Origin of the sequence: Arthrobacter endolithicus (genome assembly GCF_026627425.1) — a bacterium.
In the GTDB taxonomy this organism is placed as follows: Bacteria; Actinomycetota; Actinomycetes; order Actinomycetales; family Micrococcaceae; genus Arthrobacter_M.
Map to the genome: position 1 here is coordinate 20,255 of NZ_JAPNLH010000026.1, position 17,307 is coordinate 37,561.

18 protein-coding genes are annotated in these 17,307 nt (G+C 63.3%); 2 read left to right on the forward strand and 16 right to left on the reverse strand.

The window, feature by feature from the left end; translation table 11 throughout:
- Positions 1 to 40: 40 nt before the first annotated feature.
- Positions 41 to 745, reverse strand: coding sequence for a response regulator (locus OS914_RS16460; RefSeq protein WP_267547141.1), 705 nt, complete (start codon positions 743 to 745; stop codon positions 41 to 43).
- Complete coding sequence (locus tag OS914_RS16465) at positions 742 to 2,493, reverse strand: sensor histidine kinase (protein ID WP_267547142.1); 1,752 nt, start codon at positions 2,491 to 2,493, stop codon at positions 742 to 744. The genes OS914_RS16460 and OS914_RS16465 overlap by 4 nt, the downstream gene beginning before the upstream one ends.
- Positions 2,494 to 2,647: 154 nt before the next feature.
- Here OS914_RS16465 and OS914_RS16470 point away from each other — a divergent pair, with 154 nt between their 5' ends.
- Complete coding sequence (locus OS914_RS16470; protein WP_267547143.1) at positions 2,648 to 4,057, forward strand: cation:dicarboxylate symporter family transporter; 1,410 nt, start codon at positions 2,648 to 2,650, stop codon at positions 4,055 to 4,057.
- Between the two features lie 17 nt (positions 4,058 to 4,074).
- Here OS914_RS16470 and OS914_RS16475 read toward each other — a convergent pair whose 3' ends face one another.
- Genes OS914_RS16475 through OS914_RS16485 form a run of 3 tightly spaced genes read right to left on the reverse strand, consistent with a single transcriptional unit; the run spans position 4,075 to position 7,151 of the window.
- Complete coding sequence (locus OS914_RS16475; protein WP_267547144.1) at positions 4,075 to 4,917, reverse strand: ABC transporter ATP-binding protein; 843 nt, start codon at positions 4,915 to 4,917, stop codon at positions 4,075 to 4,077.
- Positions 4,910 to 5,986: a FecCD family ABC transporter permease gene (locus OS914_RS16480; protein ID WP_267547145.1), complete on the reverse strand. Its 1,077-nt coding sequence runs from the start codon at positions 5,984 to 5,986 to the stop codon at positions 4,910 to 4,912. Before OS914_RS16480 ends, OS914_RS16475 begins: the two co-directional genes overlap by 8 nt.
- Entirely contained in the window at positions 5,976 to 7,151 is a 1,176-nt protein-coding gene (locus tag OS914_RS16485) for an ABC transporter substrate-binding protein (protein ID WP_267547146.1), read from the reverse strand. The genes OS914_RS16480 and OS914_RS16485 overlap by 11 nt, the downstream gene beginning before the upstream one ends.
- Before the next feature lie 201 nt (positions 7,152 to 7,352).
- Between OS914_RS16485 and OS914_RS16490 the strand changes: the two genes are divergently transcribed.
- Entirely contained in the window at positions 7,353 to 8,126 is a 774-nt protein-coding gene (locus OS914_RS16490; RefSeq protein WP_267547147.1) for a DUF6390 family protein, read from the forward strand.
- 24 nt (positions 8,127 to 8,150) lie between these two features.
- Here OS914_RS16490 and OS914_RS16495 read toward each other — a convergent pair whose 3' ends face one another.
- The 11 genes from OS914_RS16495 to OS914_RS16540 are packed head-to-tail and all read right to left on the reverse strand — an operon-like array spanning position 8,151 to position 17,123.
- On the reverse strand, positions 8,151 to 8,408 hold the full coding sequence (locus tag OS914_RS16495; protein WP_267547148.1) for a HypC/HybG/HupF family hydrogenase formation chaperone: 258 nt from the start codon (positions 8,406 to 8,408) through the stop codon (positions 8,151 to 8,153).
- Positions 8,381 to 8,986, reverse strand: a complete 606-nt coding sequence (locus OS914_RS16500) for a hydrogenase maturation protease (RefSeq protein WP_267547149.1) — start codon at positions 8,984 to 8,986, stop codon at positions 8,381 to 8,383. The genes OS914_RS16495 and OS914_RS16500 overlap by 28 nt, the downstream gene beginning before the upstream one ends.
- A complete protein-coding gene (locus OS914_RS18335; RefSeq protein WP_420713988.1) occupies positions 8,983 to 9,102 on the reverse strand; it encodes a DUF6893 family small protein in 120 nt (39 codons plus the stop codon). The genes OS914_RS16500 and OS914_RS18335 overlap by 4 nt, the downstream gene beginning before the upstream one ends.
- Entirely contained in the window at positions 9,099 to 10,583 is a 1,485-nt protein-coding gene (locus OS914_RS16505) for a hypothetical protein (protein ID WP_267547150.1), read from the reverse strand. Before OS914_RS16505 ends, OS914_RS18335 begins: the two co-directional genes overlap by 4 nt.
- Positions 10,580 to 11,221 (reverse strand): DUF6084 family protein, encoded by a 642-nt coding sequence (locus OS914_RS16510; protein ID WP_267547151.1) that lies wholly within the window; start codon positions 11,219 to 11,221, stop codon positions 10,580 to 10,582. The genes OS914_RS16505 and OS914_RS16510 overlap by 4 nt, the downstream gene beginning before the upstream one ends.
- The gene (locus tag OS914_RS16515) at positions 11,218 to 11,916 is read right to left on the reverse strand and encodes a DUF5947 family protein (RefSeq protein WP_267547152.1); all 699 of its coding nucleotides are present in this window, start codon (positions 11,914 to 11,916) and stop codon (positions 11,218 to 11,220) included. Before OS914_RS16515 ends, OS914_RS16510 begins: the two co-directional genes overlap by 4 nt.
- Positions 11,913 to 12,947 carry a NifU family protein gene (locus tag OS914_RS16520; protein ID WP_267547153.1) on the reverse strand — a complete coding sequence of 345 codons (1,035 nt, stop codon included), beginning with the start codon at positions 12,945 to 12,947 and terminating at the stop codon, positions 11,913 to 11,915. Before OS914_RS16520 ends, OS914_RS16515 begins: the two co-directional genes overlap by 4 nt.
- A 6-nt stretch (positions 12,948 to 12,953) precedes the next feature.
- Positions 12,954 to 14,747 carry a nickel-dependent hydrogenase large subunit gene (locus OS914_RS16525; protein ID WP_267547154.1) on the reverse strand — a complete coding sequence of 598 codons (1,794 nt, stop codon included), beginning with the start codon at positions 14,745 to 14,747 and terminating at the stop codon, positions 12,954 to 12,956.
- 26 nt (positions 14,748 to 14,773) lie between these two features.
- Positions 14,774 to 15,832 (reverse strand): NADH-quinone oxidoreductase subunit B family protein, encoded by a 1,059-nt coding sequence (locus OS914_RS16530; RefSeq protein WP_267547155.1) that lies wholly within the window; start codon positions 15,830 to 15,832, stop codon positions 14,774 to 14,776.
- Between the two features lie 41 nt (positions 15,833 to 15,873).
- The gene (gene hypB / locus OS914_RS16535; protein WP_267547156.1) at positions 15,874 to 16,749 is read right to left on the reverse strand and encodes a hydrogenase nickel incorporation protein HypB; all 876 of its coding nucleotides are present in this window, start codon (positions 16,747 to 16,749) and stop codon (positions 15,874 to 15,876) included.
- Positions 16,750 to 16,793: 44 nt separating this feature from the next.
- Positions 16,794 to 17,123 (reverse strand): hydrogenase maturation nickel metallochaperone HypA/HybF, encoded by a 330-nt coding sequence (locus tag OS914_RS16540; protein ID WP_267547157.1) that lies wholly within the window; start codon positions 17,121 to 17,123, stop codon positions 16,794 to 16,796.
- Between the last annotated feature and the right edge of the window lie 184 nt (positions 17,124 to 17,307).

Below are 17,307 nucleotides of genomic sequence, written 5' to 3' on the forward strand. Positions count from 1 at the left end.
GCAGCGCCTTCTGAGTTGGTGCAGGTGCCGCATTGTGGAACTACCGCCAGCAGTATTCGTTTTCCGGCCTCCCTGGCGTCCCGTAACGGGCGCTGCGCAGCACAATTCCCGTATCGGACAGATATTCCAGATACCTACGGGCTGTGACTCGGGACATTCCGAGCCCGTCCATCACCTCGTAGGCCGACGCCGCCCGTCCAACTCCGCGTAAATAGGACACGACGGCGGACAAGGTGGTCTCTGACAGGCCCTTTGGCAGCGGTGGTGTCGTGGGCGCCCGCAAACTGGCAAACGCCAGATCGACGTCGGTTTGCGAAGCAGGCGCGGTCGGAGAAGCCAGCTGCTGCCGGAAGTCTCGGTAGCTGACAAGCTTTTCCGCGAACATCGCATAGCTGAAGGGTTTGATGAGGTATTGGACTGCGCCGCTGGAGATGGCGGTCCGGACCACTTTCAGGTCCCGGACGGCGGTGACGGCAATGATGTCCACGGCCAGACCGGCGGACCGGACGCGGCGGGCGATATCAAGTCCGTGCAAGTCGGGAAGATTCATATCCAGCAGCATGAGATCGATCGGTGCCCCGGCCTCGGCGCACTGCTGCAGGGCACGCAGCGCGGACTGACCATCGTGGGCAATGCCACCGAGGGAAAAACCGCCGATCCGTTGCAGATAGGTGGCATGCGCATCGGCGGCAATTGGCTCGTCATCTACCACGAGGACGCGGATCGGTTGCGGGAGAACGCTCATTCGGGCTTCCCGGCAAGTTGTTCTACGATGGGTGTAAAAGAGTCCGGGTCCAGGGCTATGGGAAGAACGACCGTAAAAACGGCGCCCGATCTTCCTGCAGCGACCCCTGTTCCTGTGGCGACCCCTGTTTTTTCAGGAGCCTCTGTTCCTGCAGCCCTCGGCGGCCCGGCGGGTGCGCCCGCGCGTGCGCCAATGATCAGCTGGCCGCCCAGCCGTTGGACGGTCTGCCGGACCAACGCCAGCCCGATTCCGCGACCCCCGCCGTCGGAGTGCTTGGTACTGAAACCCTTGGCGAGGATGCCGGCGGTCTGCGCCGGATCCAGGCCCGGCCCGCTGTCGGAGACCTCCAGTTCCAGTCCGTCCACGGTAGGCCCAAGGTGCAGGGCAACCCAGCGTGGCTCGTCGCCCTCGGCCGCGGCATCCATCGCATTGTCCAGCAGATTCCCCAGAATGGTGACGACGTCGTGTGTGCGCACACCGGAAAACTGGGTTTGTGTTTCGGTGCTGACCCGCAGCTCGATCCCGCGTTCATTGGCCTGGGCGATCTTGCCCATCAACAGGGCGCTAAGCACCGGTTCATCTGCCGCGTTCAGAACCTCGTCGGCCAGCCGCTGGCTCAGCTGCAGATCCGCGGTGGCAAATTCCAACGCCTGAGCCGTGCGGCCCAACTCCAGTAACGACACCAGCGTGTGGATCCGGTTGGCATGTTCATGGGTCTGGGCGCGCAGGGCGTCCGTGAGCGTCTGCGTCGAACGAAGTTCATCGCCAAGTTCGGCGATGACGGTGTGATCCTGCACTGTGGTCACGGTCCCGATGCCGGGCGGCCCGGATCCGGCGGATGTTCCGGATCCGGGGGAGCGGGCCGGTTCCTGGCTGACGATCAGCAGGCGCGTCTGCGTCAGATGTAGTTCGTCTCTGGCCGTCCGCCCGCTGTGCAGCAGCTCCTCCAGCGACGTCGGCAAATCCAGTTCCGCCAGCCGTGGCGCCGGCCCGTTGCCGGAGGGCGCCTTAATACCCAGCAGATGTGCCGCCTGGTCGTTGTACATCAACAGTTCGCCGTTGTGATCGGTCAATACCAGCCCGTCACGGACCGAGTGCAGCACGGATTCGTAGTAAACAAACAGCTGTCCGAGCCGTTCGGGACCCCAGCCCAAGGTGACCTTGCGCAGATAGCGCCCGAGCAGCCAGGAAATTAACGAGCCGCCCAGTAACAGGGCTGCCGCGATGCCGGCGACGGCGGGGAGCCTGGCCTGCAGCGCCACTTCAACGGTGGGAACCGTCACCCCGGATGCCACCAGTGCGCGGATCTTCCCGGTCGAGTCCTTGACCGGGACAATAGCCCGCACGGAGGGACCCAGGGTGCCGGCTGTCACTTCCGTATAGGTATCTCCGGCGAGCGCCTGATCGATCGAGCCGATGTAGCGACGGCCGATTTCTGCCGGGTCCGGGTGGGTCCACCGGGTGCGGTCCGGTGCCATGATGGTGACGAAATCCACCCTCGCATCGGCCATCACCCGCAGGGCGTAGGGCTGGAGCAGTCCGGACGGATCGGCCGAACCGGCTGCAGTGAGCACCAGCGGATTGTCCGCCACGGTTCCTGCCACGGACACCATCCGCTCCTGCGCCTGGCTGTAAGCCTGATTGCGTGCATCGGCGAACAGCAGCAGTGCCAGCACCGCGGTGAGCAGCAGCACAAACAGAACTTGCGCGGCAAACAGGCGTCGCGCAAGGCTCCAGCTGCGGATCACGGGCGTTGACTCCTCCTGGTGCGGGACCTGCGGATCTGGAAAAGGAAACTGTGAACAATATGAACGCAAGGGTGAACGTCATCACATCTGCGGCCATGCTGGTCAAGGCGCGGTGCACTTACCGCCCCCTCAAGACTAGCTAAAGGAACGTGCGATGACCTCACGGCAGGAACATTCGTCTCGAGCAGCAGCTGAACCTGCGGTCCGCCGCAAGGGACTGGACAGGACCCATTGGTTGTACATCGCCGTCGTCGTTGCGGTGATCCTCGGCGTCGTCGTCGGACTCGCCTTCCCGGGCAAAACCGGCGCCGCAGCGCAGCTGAAGCCGCTCGGTGACGGCTTCATCGCGCTGATCAAAATGATGATCGCACCGATCATTTTCTGCACCATAGTGCTCGGGATTGGCTCGATAGCCAAGGCCGCAACGGTCGGCAAGGTGGGCGGCCTGGCGCTGCTGTACTTCATGGTGATGTCTACCTTTGCACTGGCCATCGGCTTGTTGGTCGGGAACATCATCCAGCCCGGCGCCGGCCTGCACCTGCAGGATGCCGTCTACAAGGCACCCGCGGAAAGTGCTTCCAGCACTGAATTCCTGCTGGGCATCATTCCCACCACGCTGCTGTCATCGCTGACCGGCACCAACATTCTGCAGACACTGCTGGTTGCGTTGCTGGTGGGGTTTGGGCTGCAGAAAATGGGGAAAGCCGGAAAACCGATCCTCACGGGCATTGCGCATATCCAAGCCCTGGTATTCCGCATCCTGATCATGGTCATGTGGCTGGCCCCGGTCGGCGCGTTCGGTGCCATTGCCGCCGTCGTCGGACTGACCGGCTGGCAGGCGGTGCTGAGCCTGCTGTCTCTGATGGGCGCGTTCTACCTGACCTGTGCGATCTTCATCGTGTTGATCCTGGGAACCCTCCTGAAGCTGGCCACCGGCGTGAACATTTTCAAGTTGATGCGGTACCTGGGCCGGGAATACCTGCTGATCGTTTCCACATCCTCCTCGGAGGTGGCCCTGCCCCGGCTAATCGCCAAGATGGAGCACTTGGGCGTTTCCAAGCCGGTCGTGGGCATCACGGTACCCACCGGCTACTCCTTCAATCTGGACGGCACGGCCATTTACCTCACCATGTCCGCGTTGTTCATCGCCTCGGCGATGGGTAAGCCGCTGGACATCGGTTCGCAGATCGGGCTGCTGGTTTTCATGATCATTGCGTCCAAGGGTGCCGCTGGGGTCAGCGGCGCCGGCTTGGCCACGCTGGCCGGCGGTCTGGCCTCACACCGGCCTGATCTGGTCGGCGGTGTCTCATTCATTGTCGGCATTGACCGGTTTATGTCCGAAGCGCGGGCGCTGACGAACTTCACCGGAAACGCCGTCGCCACGGTGCTGATGGGCACTTGGGTCAAGGAAATCGACCGGAGCCGGGTCGACCGTGTCCTGGATCGGCTCGAGCCGTTCGATGAGGCGACAATGATTTCGCACGAGGGCGACGTCCCACAGCATGGGAAGGTGGAAGCCGCGCTGGGAGGTCCGCTGGCGCACGGAGAAAAGGTCGGCGTCTAAACGATCGAGCGTGCAGTTCAGGCCCCTGTTTGCCGACCGCTGGTCGGTAAACAGGGGCCTGAGCTGTTGATCGGGGCCGACGGCGGCAGCTGGCTGTTGCCGGACGGAAGGGTTTCCGCGGAGCCGTACCGCGGGACAACGGTGCGGCGCAGGGTCCCGTTGCCTTCCTGGTATTCCAGGGTGCTGACGCCGACGCCGTAAAGGTCGCTTAGCTGAACGGCGGTCAATAATTCTGCGGCACTCCCGGCCAGCACGCCGTCCCGGCGCATCAGGACCACGGAATCGGCCAGGTACAGCGCATGGTCCGGCTCGTGGGTGCTGAGCAAAAGGGCCATCCCGTCCGCCTTCAGATCCCGCAGCAGGGTCAGCACACGTACCTGGTTCTTTAGGTCCAGTCCGGTGGATGGTTCATCTAAGACAAGCAGGGGGCAGTCGGTGGCGACGGCGCGGGCAATGAGGACCAGCTGCTGTTCGCCTCCGCTGAGGGTGGGAAACAACCGGTCCGCCAGGTCGGCGATGCCGACCCGCTCCATGGCCTGCAGCGCTGCCGCCCGATCGGCCGCACCAGGGGAACGAAAAATGCGGACCTGGCGGGCCCTGCCCATGAGTACCATATCGAGCGCACGGTAGGCGAAGGAGCTGCTGTGCGCTTGAGGCACGTAGCCCACCGTCTGCTCTCTGGTGATGGCGCCTTCGGTAGGCGCCAGAAGCCCGGCAGCACAGCGCACCAGCGTGGTCTTGCCGCTGCCATTCGGTCCCAGTACCGCCGTTGCAGTGCCCGACGTCACCCGGAAACTGACATCGCGGAAAATGTGTTCCGCCGCCCGGTAGCCGTAGGCAACGTGGTCCAGCTCAAGCACTGTCCCAGATCCTGTCCCGGTTATGGCGCAGCAATAAAAAGAAAACCGGCGCACCGATCAGAGCGGTCAGCACACCTAATGGGATCTCCCCGGCCGTAGCTGTGCGGGCCACGCTATCAACTGCGGTGAGGTAGCACCCGCCCAGCAAAAAGCACACCGGCAGCAGCACCCGGTGGTCCGGTCCCACCCAGATGCGGGCCAGGTGGGGGATGACCAGTCCCACCCAGCTGATCACTCCGCTGACGGCCACCGCGCCGGCCACGATCAGTGCGACGGCGATCAGGACCACCACACGTAACGAGCGGGGCCGCAGACCCAACGCTGCGGCATCCTCATCGCCGAGGGACAGCACATTGATCCGCCAGCGCAGGGCCAGCAGCACGCCGGTCCCGGCCAGAATCGGGATCACCGCGATCAGGACCTTGGCGTAATTCGCCGTCGCCACACTGCCCAGCAACCAGAAGACGATCGCAGGCAAGGTGGTGAACGGATCGGCACTATACGTGATCAGCGCCACTAACGCGGAAAAGAACGATCCCACGACGACGCCGCCGAGAACGATCATGAGCATCGGGGTACCGCCGCGGCCGGAGACGATCAGGAACAGCAGGCCCAGCGCTGCCAACCCAAAGACAAAGGATCCGCCCACCAGGAGCAGGGAACCCAGGCCAAACAGCAGGGCCATCGCACCGCCAAAGGACGCCCCTGCCGATACGCCGATGATTTCCGGGCTGACCAGCGGATTACGAAAGATGGCCTGCAGCGCGGCGCCGCCCATGGCAAGACCGCCGCCCACCAGCAGTGCCAGCAGAACCCGGGGGAGCCGGACCAAGAGGACCACGGTTTCTTCGGAGCTGTTCATGGGCGTGTCCAGCGGCAGGAGCCGGGAGGCGAGGATCTGCACTACATGCCAGAACGGGACGTGGTAGCGGCCTACCGTCAGCGCCAGCAGTGCCAGGGCGAGCAGCAGAATAGCCGTGACCGCTACGGGGCCGATTATCCGCGGGACCGACCGTGTGGCCGGGGCACCGAGTCGCTTGGGCCTCAGCTCCCGGACCTCACGCGCCACGGAACTGTTCGTAGTCGGCGGATTTGCTGTTCACGCTCATCCACAATATGGTGTCGATTTCCGCCGAATCGGGTGCCTGCCCATACAGGAAGCGGTAATAGTCCGGGATGGCACCACGCAGGGCGGAGGACTTCTGGCTTGGGAAGCTGATGTCCGTAAGCCACTGCCACATCAGCGGTGATTCCTGGCCCGGGGGATCCCAGCGGTACCCGCCTAGGGGAACCTTGTAGACCCGCCGCTCGCGCACCGCCGAAACGTTCTGCCAGACCGGGTCAGAATAGATATCCTGCGGCAGTGCACCGTCGAAATTGCCCAGGAGGACGACCTCGGGATTCCAGGCCAGGACCTGCTCCACATCCACGCCCACCATGCCGGAACCCTTGACACCGGTACCCGCCGTGGCGGGATTGCTGCCGCCCACCAGCTTGATATAGAAATCGTTGTAGCTCCCGTTGGCGGCTACCTTGAGTCCTCCCGTGAAACGGTTGAAATACAGAATGCGCGGTCCGGGGCCTGACCGGCCGGCAGCCAGAGCCCGGATCTTTGTCAGCTCCAGCTCGCTGCGGGATTTGATCGCGGTGGCCCGCTCCGGTTTGCCCAGCATTTCCGAGAACAGGGTCACCCACGCGTCAACATCCGACTGCTGTCCGGTGTTGGTCAAACCAAGGACCTTCAGGCCGGCATTCTCCAAGGGTCCGGTGAGTTGCGAATCGCTCCACTGCACCACGACATCCGGATTCAGCGCCCGGATGCTTTCCACGTTGGGGGTGAAGTCCGTCGTGGCGATATCGTGCGGGACCGTCAAGGCCTTCGGAAAGAGTTTGCCCATGGTGCCGTCCCGCATAGCCAGCCACGAGGCATTGTGCATACCGCTCAGATGGTCAGCGCTTTGGTCAACGGCCACCAGCAGGGACGCGGCGGGCATTGGAATGGTCACTACCCTGCTAACAGGTCTGTCAAACGTCAGTGTCTTGCCCCGCTGGTCAGTCAATCGAATGGTTTGGGCTAACGCCGAGGTGCTGCTTGGCGCCGGGGTGCCCTGCGGCGCCGCGGTGCCTTCCGGGGCCGAAGCGCTGTTATCCCCGCACGAGGACAGAAGAACCGCGCCTCCGCCGAGCATCATCATGGACAGAACCGAACGGCGGCTGATGTCGGGGTTGCGCACGAGCTGGCCTCCTTACAGGAAAGATCAGCAAAAGTTGCTCTCTTCGATTGCTCACAGCATCCGCCCGAACAGCGGGGCTGTCAACGGCGGCATGACCACATCTCCGGCACCGTCTCCGTCTCTGGCTCCGGTACTGATCCTTGTCGTCGGCGGCCGCTGGTGCTAGCGTCAAAATCATCTGTTGTGGAGCGAGGCCAACTCATGGTTATTAACGGTGCCCAGTTGTTTGTCCGTTACGCGTATCCGCCCAATTCCCGGGGTAGTTGCGGACCTCAAGACAGCGACGCCCTTCTGCACTATGGTCAGTCCGGAGTGACGGACCGAGGGTTGAAGGAGCTGGCAAAAGGATTCGCCGGCGCGTGGCCGTATCTTGAACTGATCGCCCGGGCCACCAATATCACCGATCCACTGAATTACCGAGTGGTGGAGGCCTACTGGGTCGGGAACCCGCTGCTGGACACCGTCGGTGTGAGGAACATCGGCAATTCGATGGAGGACCGCTTCCGGGCCCGAACGGGCATGCAGTTCCCGCATTTGGTTGAGGGTGTTCTTGCCGGCGGGGTGCCGCACCACAGTTTCCACGTCTTCGAGATCTATCCATGGCTGGGGCTGCTCCACGATGACCGCAGATACCCGACGGCGCTCAACGTGCTGGACCAGTGCCGCATCCGCTGGGGCGAGGTGTTGGCCGTGACCGGGGATGAGGCGCTGGTGCGCTCGCAGCCGCTGGTCTGGGACGGTGCGGTGCTGAGCCTGGGCCCGGCCATCGTGGAGACCGCCAAGCATGCCGTTGCGGGGACTGGCTTTGTGGCCAATCTGGCCGTCGGCGATGCGGTCTCGCTGCACTGGGATTGGGTCTGTGACAGGCTCACCCCGCTGCAGCTGCAGCGGCTGCAGCACTTCACTGCCCGGCATCTGAAGATCGCCAACACCGGCGTCGAACACCGCGGCACGGCCGTCGCGCTTGAACGTTAACGTCCCATCGTGGAGCGCCCGGTTCTAGCCAGCGGTCGCGTCCTCCTCCGGACCGGAACCCAAAAGTTTCAGCCCTCCCATCGCCCGCTCGGCTCCGGCCGCATCCACCCGCTCCAGCGCGAAGCCCATGTGGATAATTACCCAGCTTCCGGCTTCCAAGGGACCCTCATCCAGCAAGCCGATGTTGATTTTCCGCCGTACCCCGGCGACGTCTACCAGAGCCAGCTGATCGCCGTAGCCGGCGAGCAGCTCAATCACCCGGCCAGGGATTCCCAGGCACATGAGCCATTTCTCCTTATCGCTGGAAGAGATTCAGTAATTTCCTCGATGAGCTGCCCGATGGCGCTCAGCGCTTCGGGGATGGCGGCCGCCACGGCAGGGGACAGTCCGATTCCCTCCGACAAGTCTCCGGGCACGCAGCCCACCACAAATGTCAGCGGAACACCGCCGCCCAGCGACGTCAGCCTGCCCAGCACAGCCACCGGGTCCATCCCGTGCGGGTCCAAGGCCGGTGGGCCGCCGTCGTGATTGCTCTGCAGATCCTCGGAGCGGACCTGCAGCACACGGATGGCTCCGGACATTTCCGCAGCCGGATGGGAACGCGCGGATCCGTTGCCGCCACCCGTTCGAGGTGCCGGCACGGTATCGACCAGGATCAGGGCATCCACGCGGTCCAGCAGGTCATAGGCCAAATGCATTCCACGGATGCCATAGTCCACCGCGTGGACGCCTGGACGGAGCATGGCCGCATCGGTCGCCATCGCGCGCGCGACCTCGGGACCGAACCCGTCGTCGTGCAGGAACATATTGCCTACTCCGGCCACGAGTATGCTGCGGGGGACAGTCTCGATGCCGCTCACATCCGGCTGATTTTCACGTAGCGGACAATGTCCGGAATCGAGCGCACCATCACCGCGATTCCTGTCAGGGCGGTCAGTGCCAGCGTCACGGCGGACAGCTTTCCCAGGGTTTTCATGTTCGGGTTTCCTTTCCATCACCAGTAGCGGGTACCGGGTCGAGAGGCTCCAGCTCATCCGGAGAGAAGTAGAGGTATCGTCCGTACCATTCCTGCAGTTCCGCCGCCGGATCCGCTTCGATGACGACGGCGACGTGAGTACTGCCGTCGACGTCGAAATGAACGCCGGTGACGCGCGCGCTCTGGCCGGTTGAGAACAGGTCCTGCGCATCGGCCCGGCGGTTCGGCATGACCACAACGCGGCTGCCCCTGGCAACGGGCACGCCTTTGATCACCACGGCGTCGGTTTCCGGCTTGACACTGGAATCGGCCGCGGGGTCCCACCAGGGAGCCTGTTTGAGGGGACTATCACCGAGCACCGGGAAGGCAGGGGTGAGGTCAGCGCCGTCCCGGGGTCCGCCCAGGAGTCCGGCACCCCATTGAACATCAGGCTCACCTGCTGCCTCCGCATGCGGGTTGCGGAGGATTCCGTGCAGCGCCTGCAATTGGTCATCGCTCATGGCCTCGCAACGGTCGATGATCGCCGCAGCCCGCGGGTCCGTGGCCCTCGCCTCGGCCTTTTCATTCTCGGTGAGCGTCAGTACGCGCAGCGTGAGGATCTCATCGATTTCGGTTGAATCGTAGAGTTCAACCGAGCTTTCCGGCGCCACAGCGGGGTGGTCATAGAGAATGATCGGGGAGATCAGCAGGACGTCGCTTTGCCCCTCAGGCCCGGCAAGGACAGGCCAGCCGCGGTGCTGGCTGCAGGCTGCCGCTGCGGCACGTAAGTTCTCCGGCGGGTCCAGCAGCGAGATGAAGTCCGCGTCCTGCACGCTCAGCAACAGATGCGTGCCGATGAACGACAGCGCGATTGCTTCCTGCTTTTGAACCGTTCGGCCCGCCGCGGTATTTACCGCACTCACCCGAAGGCGCAGCGGCCCGGAATGGGATTCGCCGCCGTCGACGGGGTCGTGGAGAGTTCTGGCGCATAGCCTGACCTCTCCCCAGAGGGGCTTCCTTCTGCGCACGAGCCGTCCTGCCAGCGCCCCGGCCGCATCGTAGAGCAGCTCGGTCTCATCGGCGCCGGGAACCCGGACTGCCGTTATCAATCCACCGGCCAGTTGATCGAGCGCGAACGGGCCCAAGGTGATCTCCTGTTCGGTCGCCTCGTCCCACGTCAGCCATCGTGCAGCACCGATCTGCAGCGCAGGTACCGGGCTGAAGCTCCCGTCGTCGAACTCTTCACAGGTCCGGGACTGCAGCTGCAGGAAACGCAGATGCACCTCCAGCCGGGCCTCCGGGCCGGCGAGCAACAGGGTGTCCGCGAACATGGTTGACTCCTCGCCCGCTCCCGCGGCGGCCGCGCCGGGTGGGCCCAGGATGCCAAACTGCCAGCGTGACTGGTTTTTCTGCGAGGAGGCACGGTAGGGATAGAGGAGGTAGCCCTCGTAGAGGACCGCATCCGCGATGGCCCTGGCCAGGCTGAGGCTCGGATTCATCATTGGACCGGGTCACCGGCCGCCGCCAGCAACTCTTCGACAGCGGCTTCCCAGGTGGTAAGTCCGAGACTTGCTTTATAGAGCGCCAATGCTTTGATGACATCCCGATCAAGCCGGAGCCAGCCGCTGTTGGGGAAATGCTGGTTCATTAATTCGGTCCAGGTAGCGACCGGCAGTTGGAAGGACGCCTCGCGGTCCCACGGCACCGGTTCGACGCCGAACCCGGTGGCTCCTTTGGTGAAGACGGTTCCGGAGAACAGCAGTTCCACCGGAATGCTCCGCTCGCGAAGCGCGTGCAGGTATTTCGCTGCGGCGACCTCGAAATCGAAGGTACAGGGAAGGGCGAGATCCACCATGGTCGCATTGCTGAAGCCCTGCACCATGGTGCTGCACTGCATCCAAAGGAAGGGTTTGAGCGTCGAGGGCCAGCGCACGCGGGTGCCGAAGAGATCCAGTAGACCAGCTTCCTCCTCCGGGGTGTAGCCACGGCGCTGCGGCTGAATCCGCACCTGGCAGCGCAATGCTATCGCGTGGATGGCCGTGCCCGTCGTTTCGGTGAGGCGCAGCCGGGCAGTCAGCTGTGGGGAGGCTGCGTAGCGTTCGGGAAGAATGTCCTCAATGCTGAAGCCAAGATCGGTCATAACCGGGGCCCGCTTCCGGCCCGGGCCGCTGTAGAGGAGGTTCCGAGGTATGGCCTGCTGCGGTTACTAACCCGCTCAAAGAAGGCCGAGAGCTGGACGCGCGCGTCCTGGCCGCCGTCGAAGCCCCGCCAGACTTTGCGCAGCTGACCGACCAGTTCGTAACAGGCATCAATCGGCACCAGATGACAATCGGCCTGCAGGCGCTCCGGCCCAGGAGCCCGGATCAGCAACGCCTCCGTGTCCGGGACGGCAGCGCCAACGGCAGGGTTGCGTGCCAGCACTGGTTCCCACGCACCCAGCGGCAGCTCCGACTCCGTGGCGCCGGCGGGGCCGGGATAAAACGCCACGGTCCGACCCATGCGGGAATTGGTGAAGAAGAATGCCAGGCCAACGGGTATCTCCAGTTCGTCCCACACCCCGGTTCCCAACTCAAATCCGGGAAAGGAAAGGTAACGCTCCGGCACGGAACGGTACCGCAGGTGTGCCGTTGCATCGGTAAAGAGCAAATAGCACGGCCGGCAGGTGCACATCAGGGCGCGGCTCTGAACATCGACCACGTGCTGGTGCTTTTCTGCCAGAGGCTCTGCGCACATCTCACAGCGCTCGCCGTCGGCGCTGGCGGAACGGCTGACGGCGATGCGCCGGAGCATGGCCACCGGCCCGGCGGCCGGGATGCTGCCTGTTCCGGGGCTCATGAAACGGTCCCGACTGGAATGGCGACGGAAATCACGCCGCCGCGCACGAGCAACGGAAGCGGATCCAGATGCAGTGCCTTGTCCTCCAGGCACGCACCGGCCATCCTTACATCGAAATGGGCCCGGCAGGTGGGGCACCGCAGCAGACCGCCTCCCGTAGGGGCCGCGAGGGCGCGCTGCAATGACGCCCCTGCCAGGGACTTCTCACACCGCGGACAGTAGTCCAGGTAAGCGAAAATGTCCTCGCCGATCCGGCAGGCCAGCAGCCTGGCTCCGCCGACCAGAAAGCCTGCCACCTCCCCTGACCGGAGTCCGCCAAGCTCCGCCGCCGGCTCCCAGGCCCCACCCGACGGGCCGGGAACAGCGGGTTTGGCCTGCTGATCCCGATCATTTTGCTGATCCAGGCGCAGCCGCAGCGCGGCCACGGGAATGACGGCTGCGGAAGGGCTGGGCTCCTGCTCCACCACTTGGATGGATGTCACCTCGGGGGCCGCCGTTTCAATGGCATCCTCGACCGCGAGCTTCAAAGTGACGGACGATGACGGGCAGCCGTGGCAGCTTCCCAATAGTCGCAGGCTCACGATCCCGTCCGCGCTGATACCCAGCAGCTCCACGTCGCCGCCATGGGAGCCAAGGTAGGGCCGCACACTATCGAGTGCAGCGGCGACTCTGGTCGGCACGTCCTGTGGATGCAGACCGTGGACCAGCAGTAAACCGGAGATCAGCTCATCCTTGACCAGGGCCTCCAAAGTGCCGTTGGTTTCACCTCCCCGGGCCGAAATTACGCCGAGAATGCGCTCCAGCCCGGCACCGTAGAGGTCCGTGACCTGCCGGACCAGCTCCTCGGAGCGCTCACGGGCCACCGCACCGCCGGAGGACAGCGCATCCAGCAGTGTTCCGATCCGTGTCCCCGAATTCCGCAGCTGGTCGGCGCCGGAGCCGGCCACTGCAGCCTGCCCCGCTGGCCGCGGCGCAGCGGCTGCAGGCGCAGCGGCTTCGCCTTGCTCCAGCAAACCGTCCTGCGCGATCATGGCGGGTCATTCTCCGGTGAGTGACTGCGTGGGGGAGTGCAGCATATCCAACGTTTTACCCTCGCCCAGATACATGTGCACGCCGCAGGGCAGACAGGGGTCAAAGCTGCGCACCGTGCGCATAATGTCGATTCCCTTGAAATGCTCCCGGTCGTTCTCTTCGAAGATGGGCTGCCCCTGCACCGCGTCTTCATACGGCCCCGGAGTTCCGGACGCGTCGCGCGGGCTGGCGTTCCACGGCGTTGGCGGATAGGGATGGTAGTTGGCGATCTTGCCGTCACGAATCACCATGTGGTGTGAAAGAACGCCGCGGACCGCTTCGGTAAAGCCGCAACTGACCGCCTCGTCCGGGACCTCAAACGATTCCCAGGTCTTGGTCCGTCCGGCCCGGATTTCCTCCAGCGCCTTCTCCGCGAAATGCAGGGCCGCGGCCGCCGCGTAGGCCTGGAAATAGGTGCGGGCCCGGTTGCGTTCGAGCGTGTTGCTCCACTGCGGAATCTTCCATTCGAGTGAGACTGGTCCTTTGAGAGCCGTCTTGGGCAGGTTGATCTCCACGCTGTGTCCGGTGGATTTGAGGTAGCCGATGTCGACGAGTCCGGCCAGCGCCGTCGACCAGAGCCGTGCCAGTGGGCCACCGCCGGTATCCAGCGCCAGATTATCCTGTCCGTCAAACCAGCGCGGTGACATAACCCAGCTGTATTTGTCCGTCAGGTCACGCTTTTGCGGGCGGGGATTGGTGTGCTGGTTCCACGGATGACGGCGGTCCACCGGGTTACCGAGCGGGTCATTCGTGACGAACATCTCCTGATCATTCCAGTCCTCGTAGTAGGAGGAGCCCAGCATGATCCGGATGCCGAGGTTGATCCGCACCAGATCGGTGGTCACTAGCTTTCCGTCGACCACGACGCCCGGGGTGACAAACATCTTCCGGCCCCAGTCGGTCATGTCCTTGTAGGCGAAGTTGCAGTACTCCGGATCCTGGAAGGAACCCCAGCACCCCAGCAGCGTCCGCCGCAGCCCGACTTGCTCATAGCCCGGTAGCGCGTCGTAGAAGAAATCGAAAAGATCATCGTGCATGGGCACGACCTTCTTCATGAACTCCACATAACGCATCAGCCGGGTGAGGTAATCCGTCATCAGCTGGATCGTGGCAACGGTGCCGACTCCACCCGGATAAAGCGTGGAGGGGTGAACATGGCGACCCTCCATCAGGCAGAACATTTCCCGGGTGAGCCGGCTGACCTGCAGCGCTTCGCGGTAGAACTCACCGGTAAAAGGATTCAGCGAACGCATGATGTCCGCAATGGTCCGGTATCCGTGTTCGCCTTCATGCGGGGCCCGGGTGTTTTCCGCCTTGGCCAGTACCGCCGGGTTCGTCTCAGAGACCATTTTTTCGCAGTAGTCCACGCCCACCAGGTTCTCCTGGAAGATGTTGTGATCGAACATGTACTCCGCGGCTTCACCGAGATTGACGATCCATTCGCCCAGATGCGGCGGCTTCACCCCATAGGCCATGTTTTGCGCATAACAGGAGCACGTGGCGTGATTATCGCCGCAGATCCCGCAGATCCGGCTGGTGATGAAGTGCGCGTCGCGAGGATCCTTGCCGCGCATGAAGATCGAGTACCCGCGGAAGATCGAGGAAGTGCTGTTGCACTGCACCACCTGCTTGTTTTTGAAATCTATTTTGGTATAGATGCCAAGGCTGCCGACAATCCGTGTGATGGGATCCCACGCCATCTCCACCAGTGAATCGTCCGCGGCGTTGCCCGATGCGGGTAACGGAATCGTGGAGGTCATTGCCTTGCCTCTTTCTCGTGCCGTTCTTACCAGGTGCGGGTGGCGCCGGTGAGCAGTTCGGGGCCGGTCCTGCGCCAGCGTGGTTCCTTGTCAAGGGTGTTCATGGTGATGTGCCGCAGCGTCCGCACGGCAGCGCCGTAGGGCCGCACGGCATTGGTGGAGAGAATGCTGCCCGGCGGCTCATCCATGAACGGCATGAACTTATCGGGGAACCCCGGCATCGTGCAGCCTATGCAGATACCACCAACGTTCGGGCACCCGCCAATTCCATTCATCCAGCCGCGCTTGGGAACATTGCATTTAACCACCGGGCCCCAGCAGCCCAGCTTTACGATGCATTTCGGCGAGCCGTATTCAGTGGCAAAATCACCTTGCTCGTAATACCCCGCCCGGTCGCATCCCTCGTGCACGGTCCGGCCGAAAAGCCACGTCGGCCGCAGCGCGTCGTCCAACGGAATCATGGGCGCCTGCCCGGTCGCCTGGTACAGCAGGTAGGTGATGGTTTCGGAGAGATTGTCAGGTTGGATGGGGCAGCCCGGAACACAGACAATCGGTATTCCGGCCTTGGACCTCCAGTCATAGCCAAGGTAATCGGGAACGCCCATCGCACCGGTGGGATTGCCGGCCATGGCATGGATACCGCCATAGGCCGCGCAGGTTCCGGCGGCAATAATGGCAGTTGCCTTCGGTGCAAGCCGGTCCAGCCATTCGCTTGTCGTAATGGGCTGCCCGGTCTCCAGATCGTTGCCGAAACCCGACCAGTATCCGCCGACGTCGTGCAACTTCTCGTTGGGAATGGAACCCTCGACAACGAGGACAAATGGCTCCAGTTCGCCCCGGTCCGCCTTCCGGAACCACTCGAGGAAGTCATCTGCACCCTCCTGGGGGCCGCATTCAAAATCAATGAGCGGCCAATGCATGGCAACCTGCGGCAGACCGGGCAGGGCACCGAGTGCTATTTCCTCCACGCTGGGCTGCGTAGCCGCGGTCAGCGCCACGGAGTCGCCGTCGCAGCTGAGACCGGCGTTGATCCATAGGACATGAATAAGAGATTCTTCGGCTTTTATCGAAGCTTCTGTAGGCATCGTTGCCTCCTTTGGGAGTCCTGCTCACCGAGCGGGGCCCATTATGCGTTTGTCTGCACCTGCGACTCGGACGCCATCGGATGCGATTGGGCGCCCGCGTGCGACGCCGGTGTTTGAGTGTTCTTGATCAGCCAGTCGTACCAGCTGTCCAGACCAGCGCCGTTCGTGGCGGAAATAGCGAGCATCTCGACGTGCGGATTCAGCTGTCGTGCCTGGCGGAGGCATTCATCCACGTCGAATTCAACATAGGGCAGCAGATCGGACTTATTGATTATCACTAGATCTGCGGCCATAAACATGTGCGGATATTTTTGCGGCTTATCATCACCTTCCGTGACGGAAATAATCACTACCTTGGCTGTTTCCCCCAGATCAAAAAGCGCCGGACAGACCAGATTTCCGACATTTTCAATAAAGAGCGTTGATCCCGGAGCCGGGTTGAGTGCTTCGAGCCCCCGTCGGAGCATATCGGCGTCCAGATGGCAGCCGGCTCCGGTATTAATCTGAACAGCTGGACGCCCGGCGCTACGAATGCGGTCGGCATCCAGCGACGTCTCCTGGTCACCTTCAATGACCGTAATGCCCAGCCTTTCGCCCAGCTCTTCAATGGTGCGGACCAGCAAAGTCGTCTTGCCTGCCCCGGGGGAACTCATCACATTGAATGCCTGGATGGCACGCCCGGCCAGCCAGCCCCGGTTTCGCGCGGCCAACAGGTCGTTCTTGGCCAGCAGGCTCTGCTCCAGCGTGATCGTGGTCACTGGAGCATGGGTATGTGCCGGGCCACCCTCGTGCGAGTGGTTGTGTCCGCCGTCGTGCGCGTGCTCCTGCTGGTGCCCGTCGGGGTGTTCACCGTCGTGCACATGCTGATGTCCGTGGTCCGGTTCCGGGACGGCGACGCTGCCGTTTACGCTTGACACCCGAACCTCGCCGTCGTCGCTGCAACCGCAGGTGGAGCACATATTTACCCCACTTCCACGGACGCAAGCATCAGCTCGCGGCCGCCCGTGATTTCGATGTCGGCGCTGCCGCAGGTGCACAGCGGAATCGTGTCCGGAAGAATGAAACTCTGCCGGCACGTGTGGCAGGTGGCCCGGCCGGCCGGCTCGTCGATGCGTAGATCGGCGCCGGCCAGCGGAGTTCCCTCCGCCAGCAATTGGAAACAGAACCGCAAGGCATCCGGCAGGACGCCACTTAGCCGTCCGATCCGCAGGTTCACCCCGGTGACAGTGCGATCGCCGGTGCGGTCAAGCACCGCGTCGACCAGGCTTTGGGTAATGGAGAGTTCGTGCATGGGCTATGCCACCTCGTGAGATCAATGTAGGCTTACCGCACGTGATCCGCAAGAGGTCGACGAGACTCAGCTAAAGTGCTCGCGAAATGGGGTGCGTGCCGCATTTGGGATGTGCTCGCGAAATCTCTGGTGCATGGTCGGGTGCTTTGGTGTGCTGGAGGGATGGACTATGGGATGTCGTTGT

Bases quoted from the DNA above. Each gene is read 5' to 3' on its own strand.
- OS914_RS16490 (WP_267547147.1), top strand. From the start codon at position 7,353: ATGGTTATTAACGGTGCCCAGTTGTTTGTCCGTTACGCGTATCCGCCC.
- OS914_RS18335 (WP_420713988.1), bottom strand. From the start codon at position 9,102: ATGAAAACCCTGGGAAAGCTGTCCGCCGTGACGCTGGCACTGACCGCC.
- OS914_RS16460 (WP_267547141.1), bottom strand. From the start codon at position 745: ATGAGCGTTCTCCCGCAACCGATCCGCGTCCTCGTGGTAGATGACGAG.
- OS914_RS16530 (WP_267547155.1), bottom strand. From the start codon at position 15,832: ATGCCTACAGAAGCTTCGATAAAAGCCGAAGAATCTCTTATTCATGTC.
- OS914_RS16505 (WP_267547150.1), bottom strand. From the start codon at position 10,583: ATGATGAATCCGAGCCTCAGCCTGGCCAGGGCCATCGCGGATGCGGTC.
- OS914_RS16525 (WP_267547154.1), bottom strand. From the start codon at position 14,747: ATGACCTCCACGATTCCGTTACCCGCATCGGGCAACGCCGCGGACGAT.
- OS914_RS16520 (WP_267547153.1), bottom strand. From the start codon at position 12,947: ATGATCGCGCAGGACGGTTTGCTGGAGCAAGGCGAAGCCGCTGCGCCT.
- OS914_RS16470 (WP_267547143.1), top strand. From the start codon at position 2,648: ATGACCTCACGGCAGGAACATTCGTCTCGAGCAGCAGCTGAACCTGCG.
- OS914_RS16515 (WP_267547152.1), bottom strand. From the start codon at position 11,916: ATGAGCCCCGGAACAGGCAGCATCCCGGCCGCCGGGCCGGTGGCCATG.
- OS914_RS16540 (WP_267547157.1), bottom strand. From the start codon at position 17,123: ATGCACGAACTCTCCATTACCCAAAGCCTGGTCGACGCGGTGCTTGAC.
- OS914_RS16495 (WP_267547148.1), bottom strand. From the start codon at position 8,408: ATGTGCCTGGGAATCCCTGGCCGGGTGATTGAGCTGCTCGCCGGCTAC.
- OS914_RS16510 (WP_267547151.1), bottom strand. From the start codon at position 11,221: ATGACCGATCTTGGCTTCAGCATTGAGGACATTCTTCCCGAACGCTAC.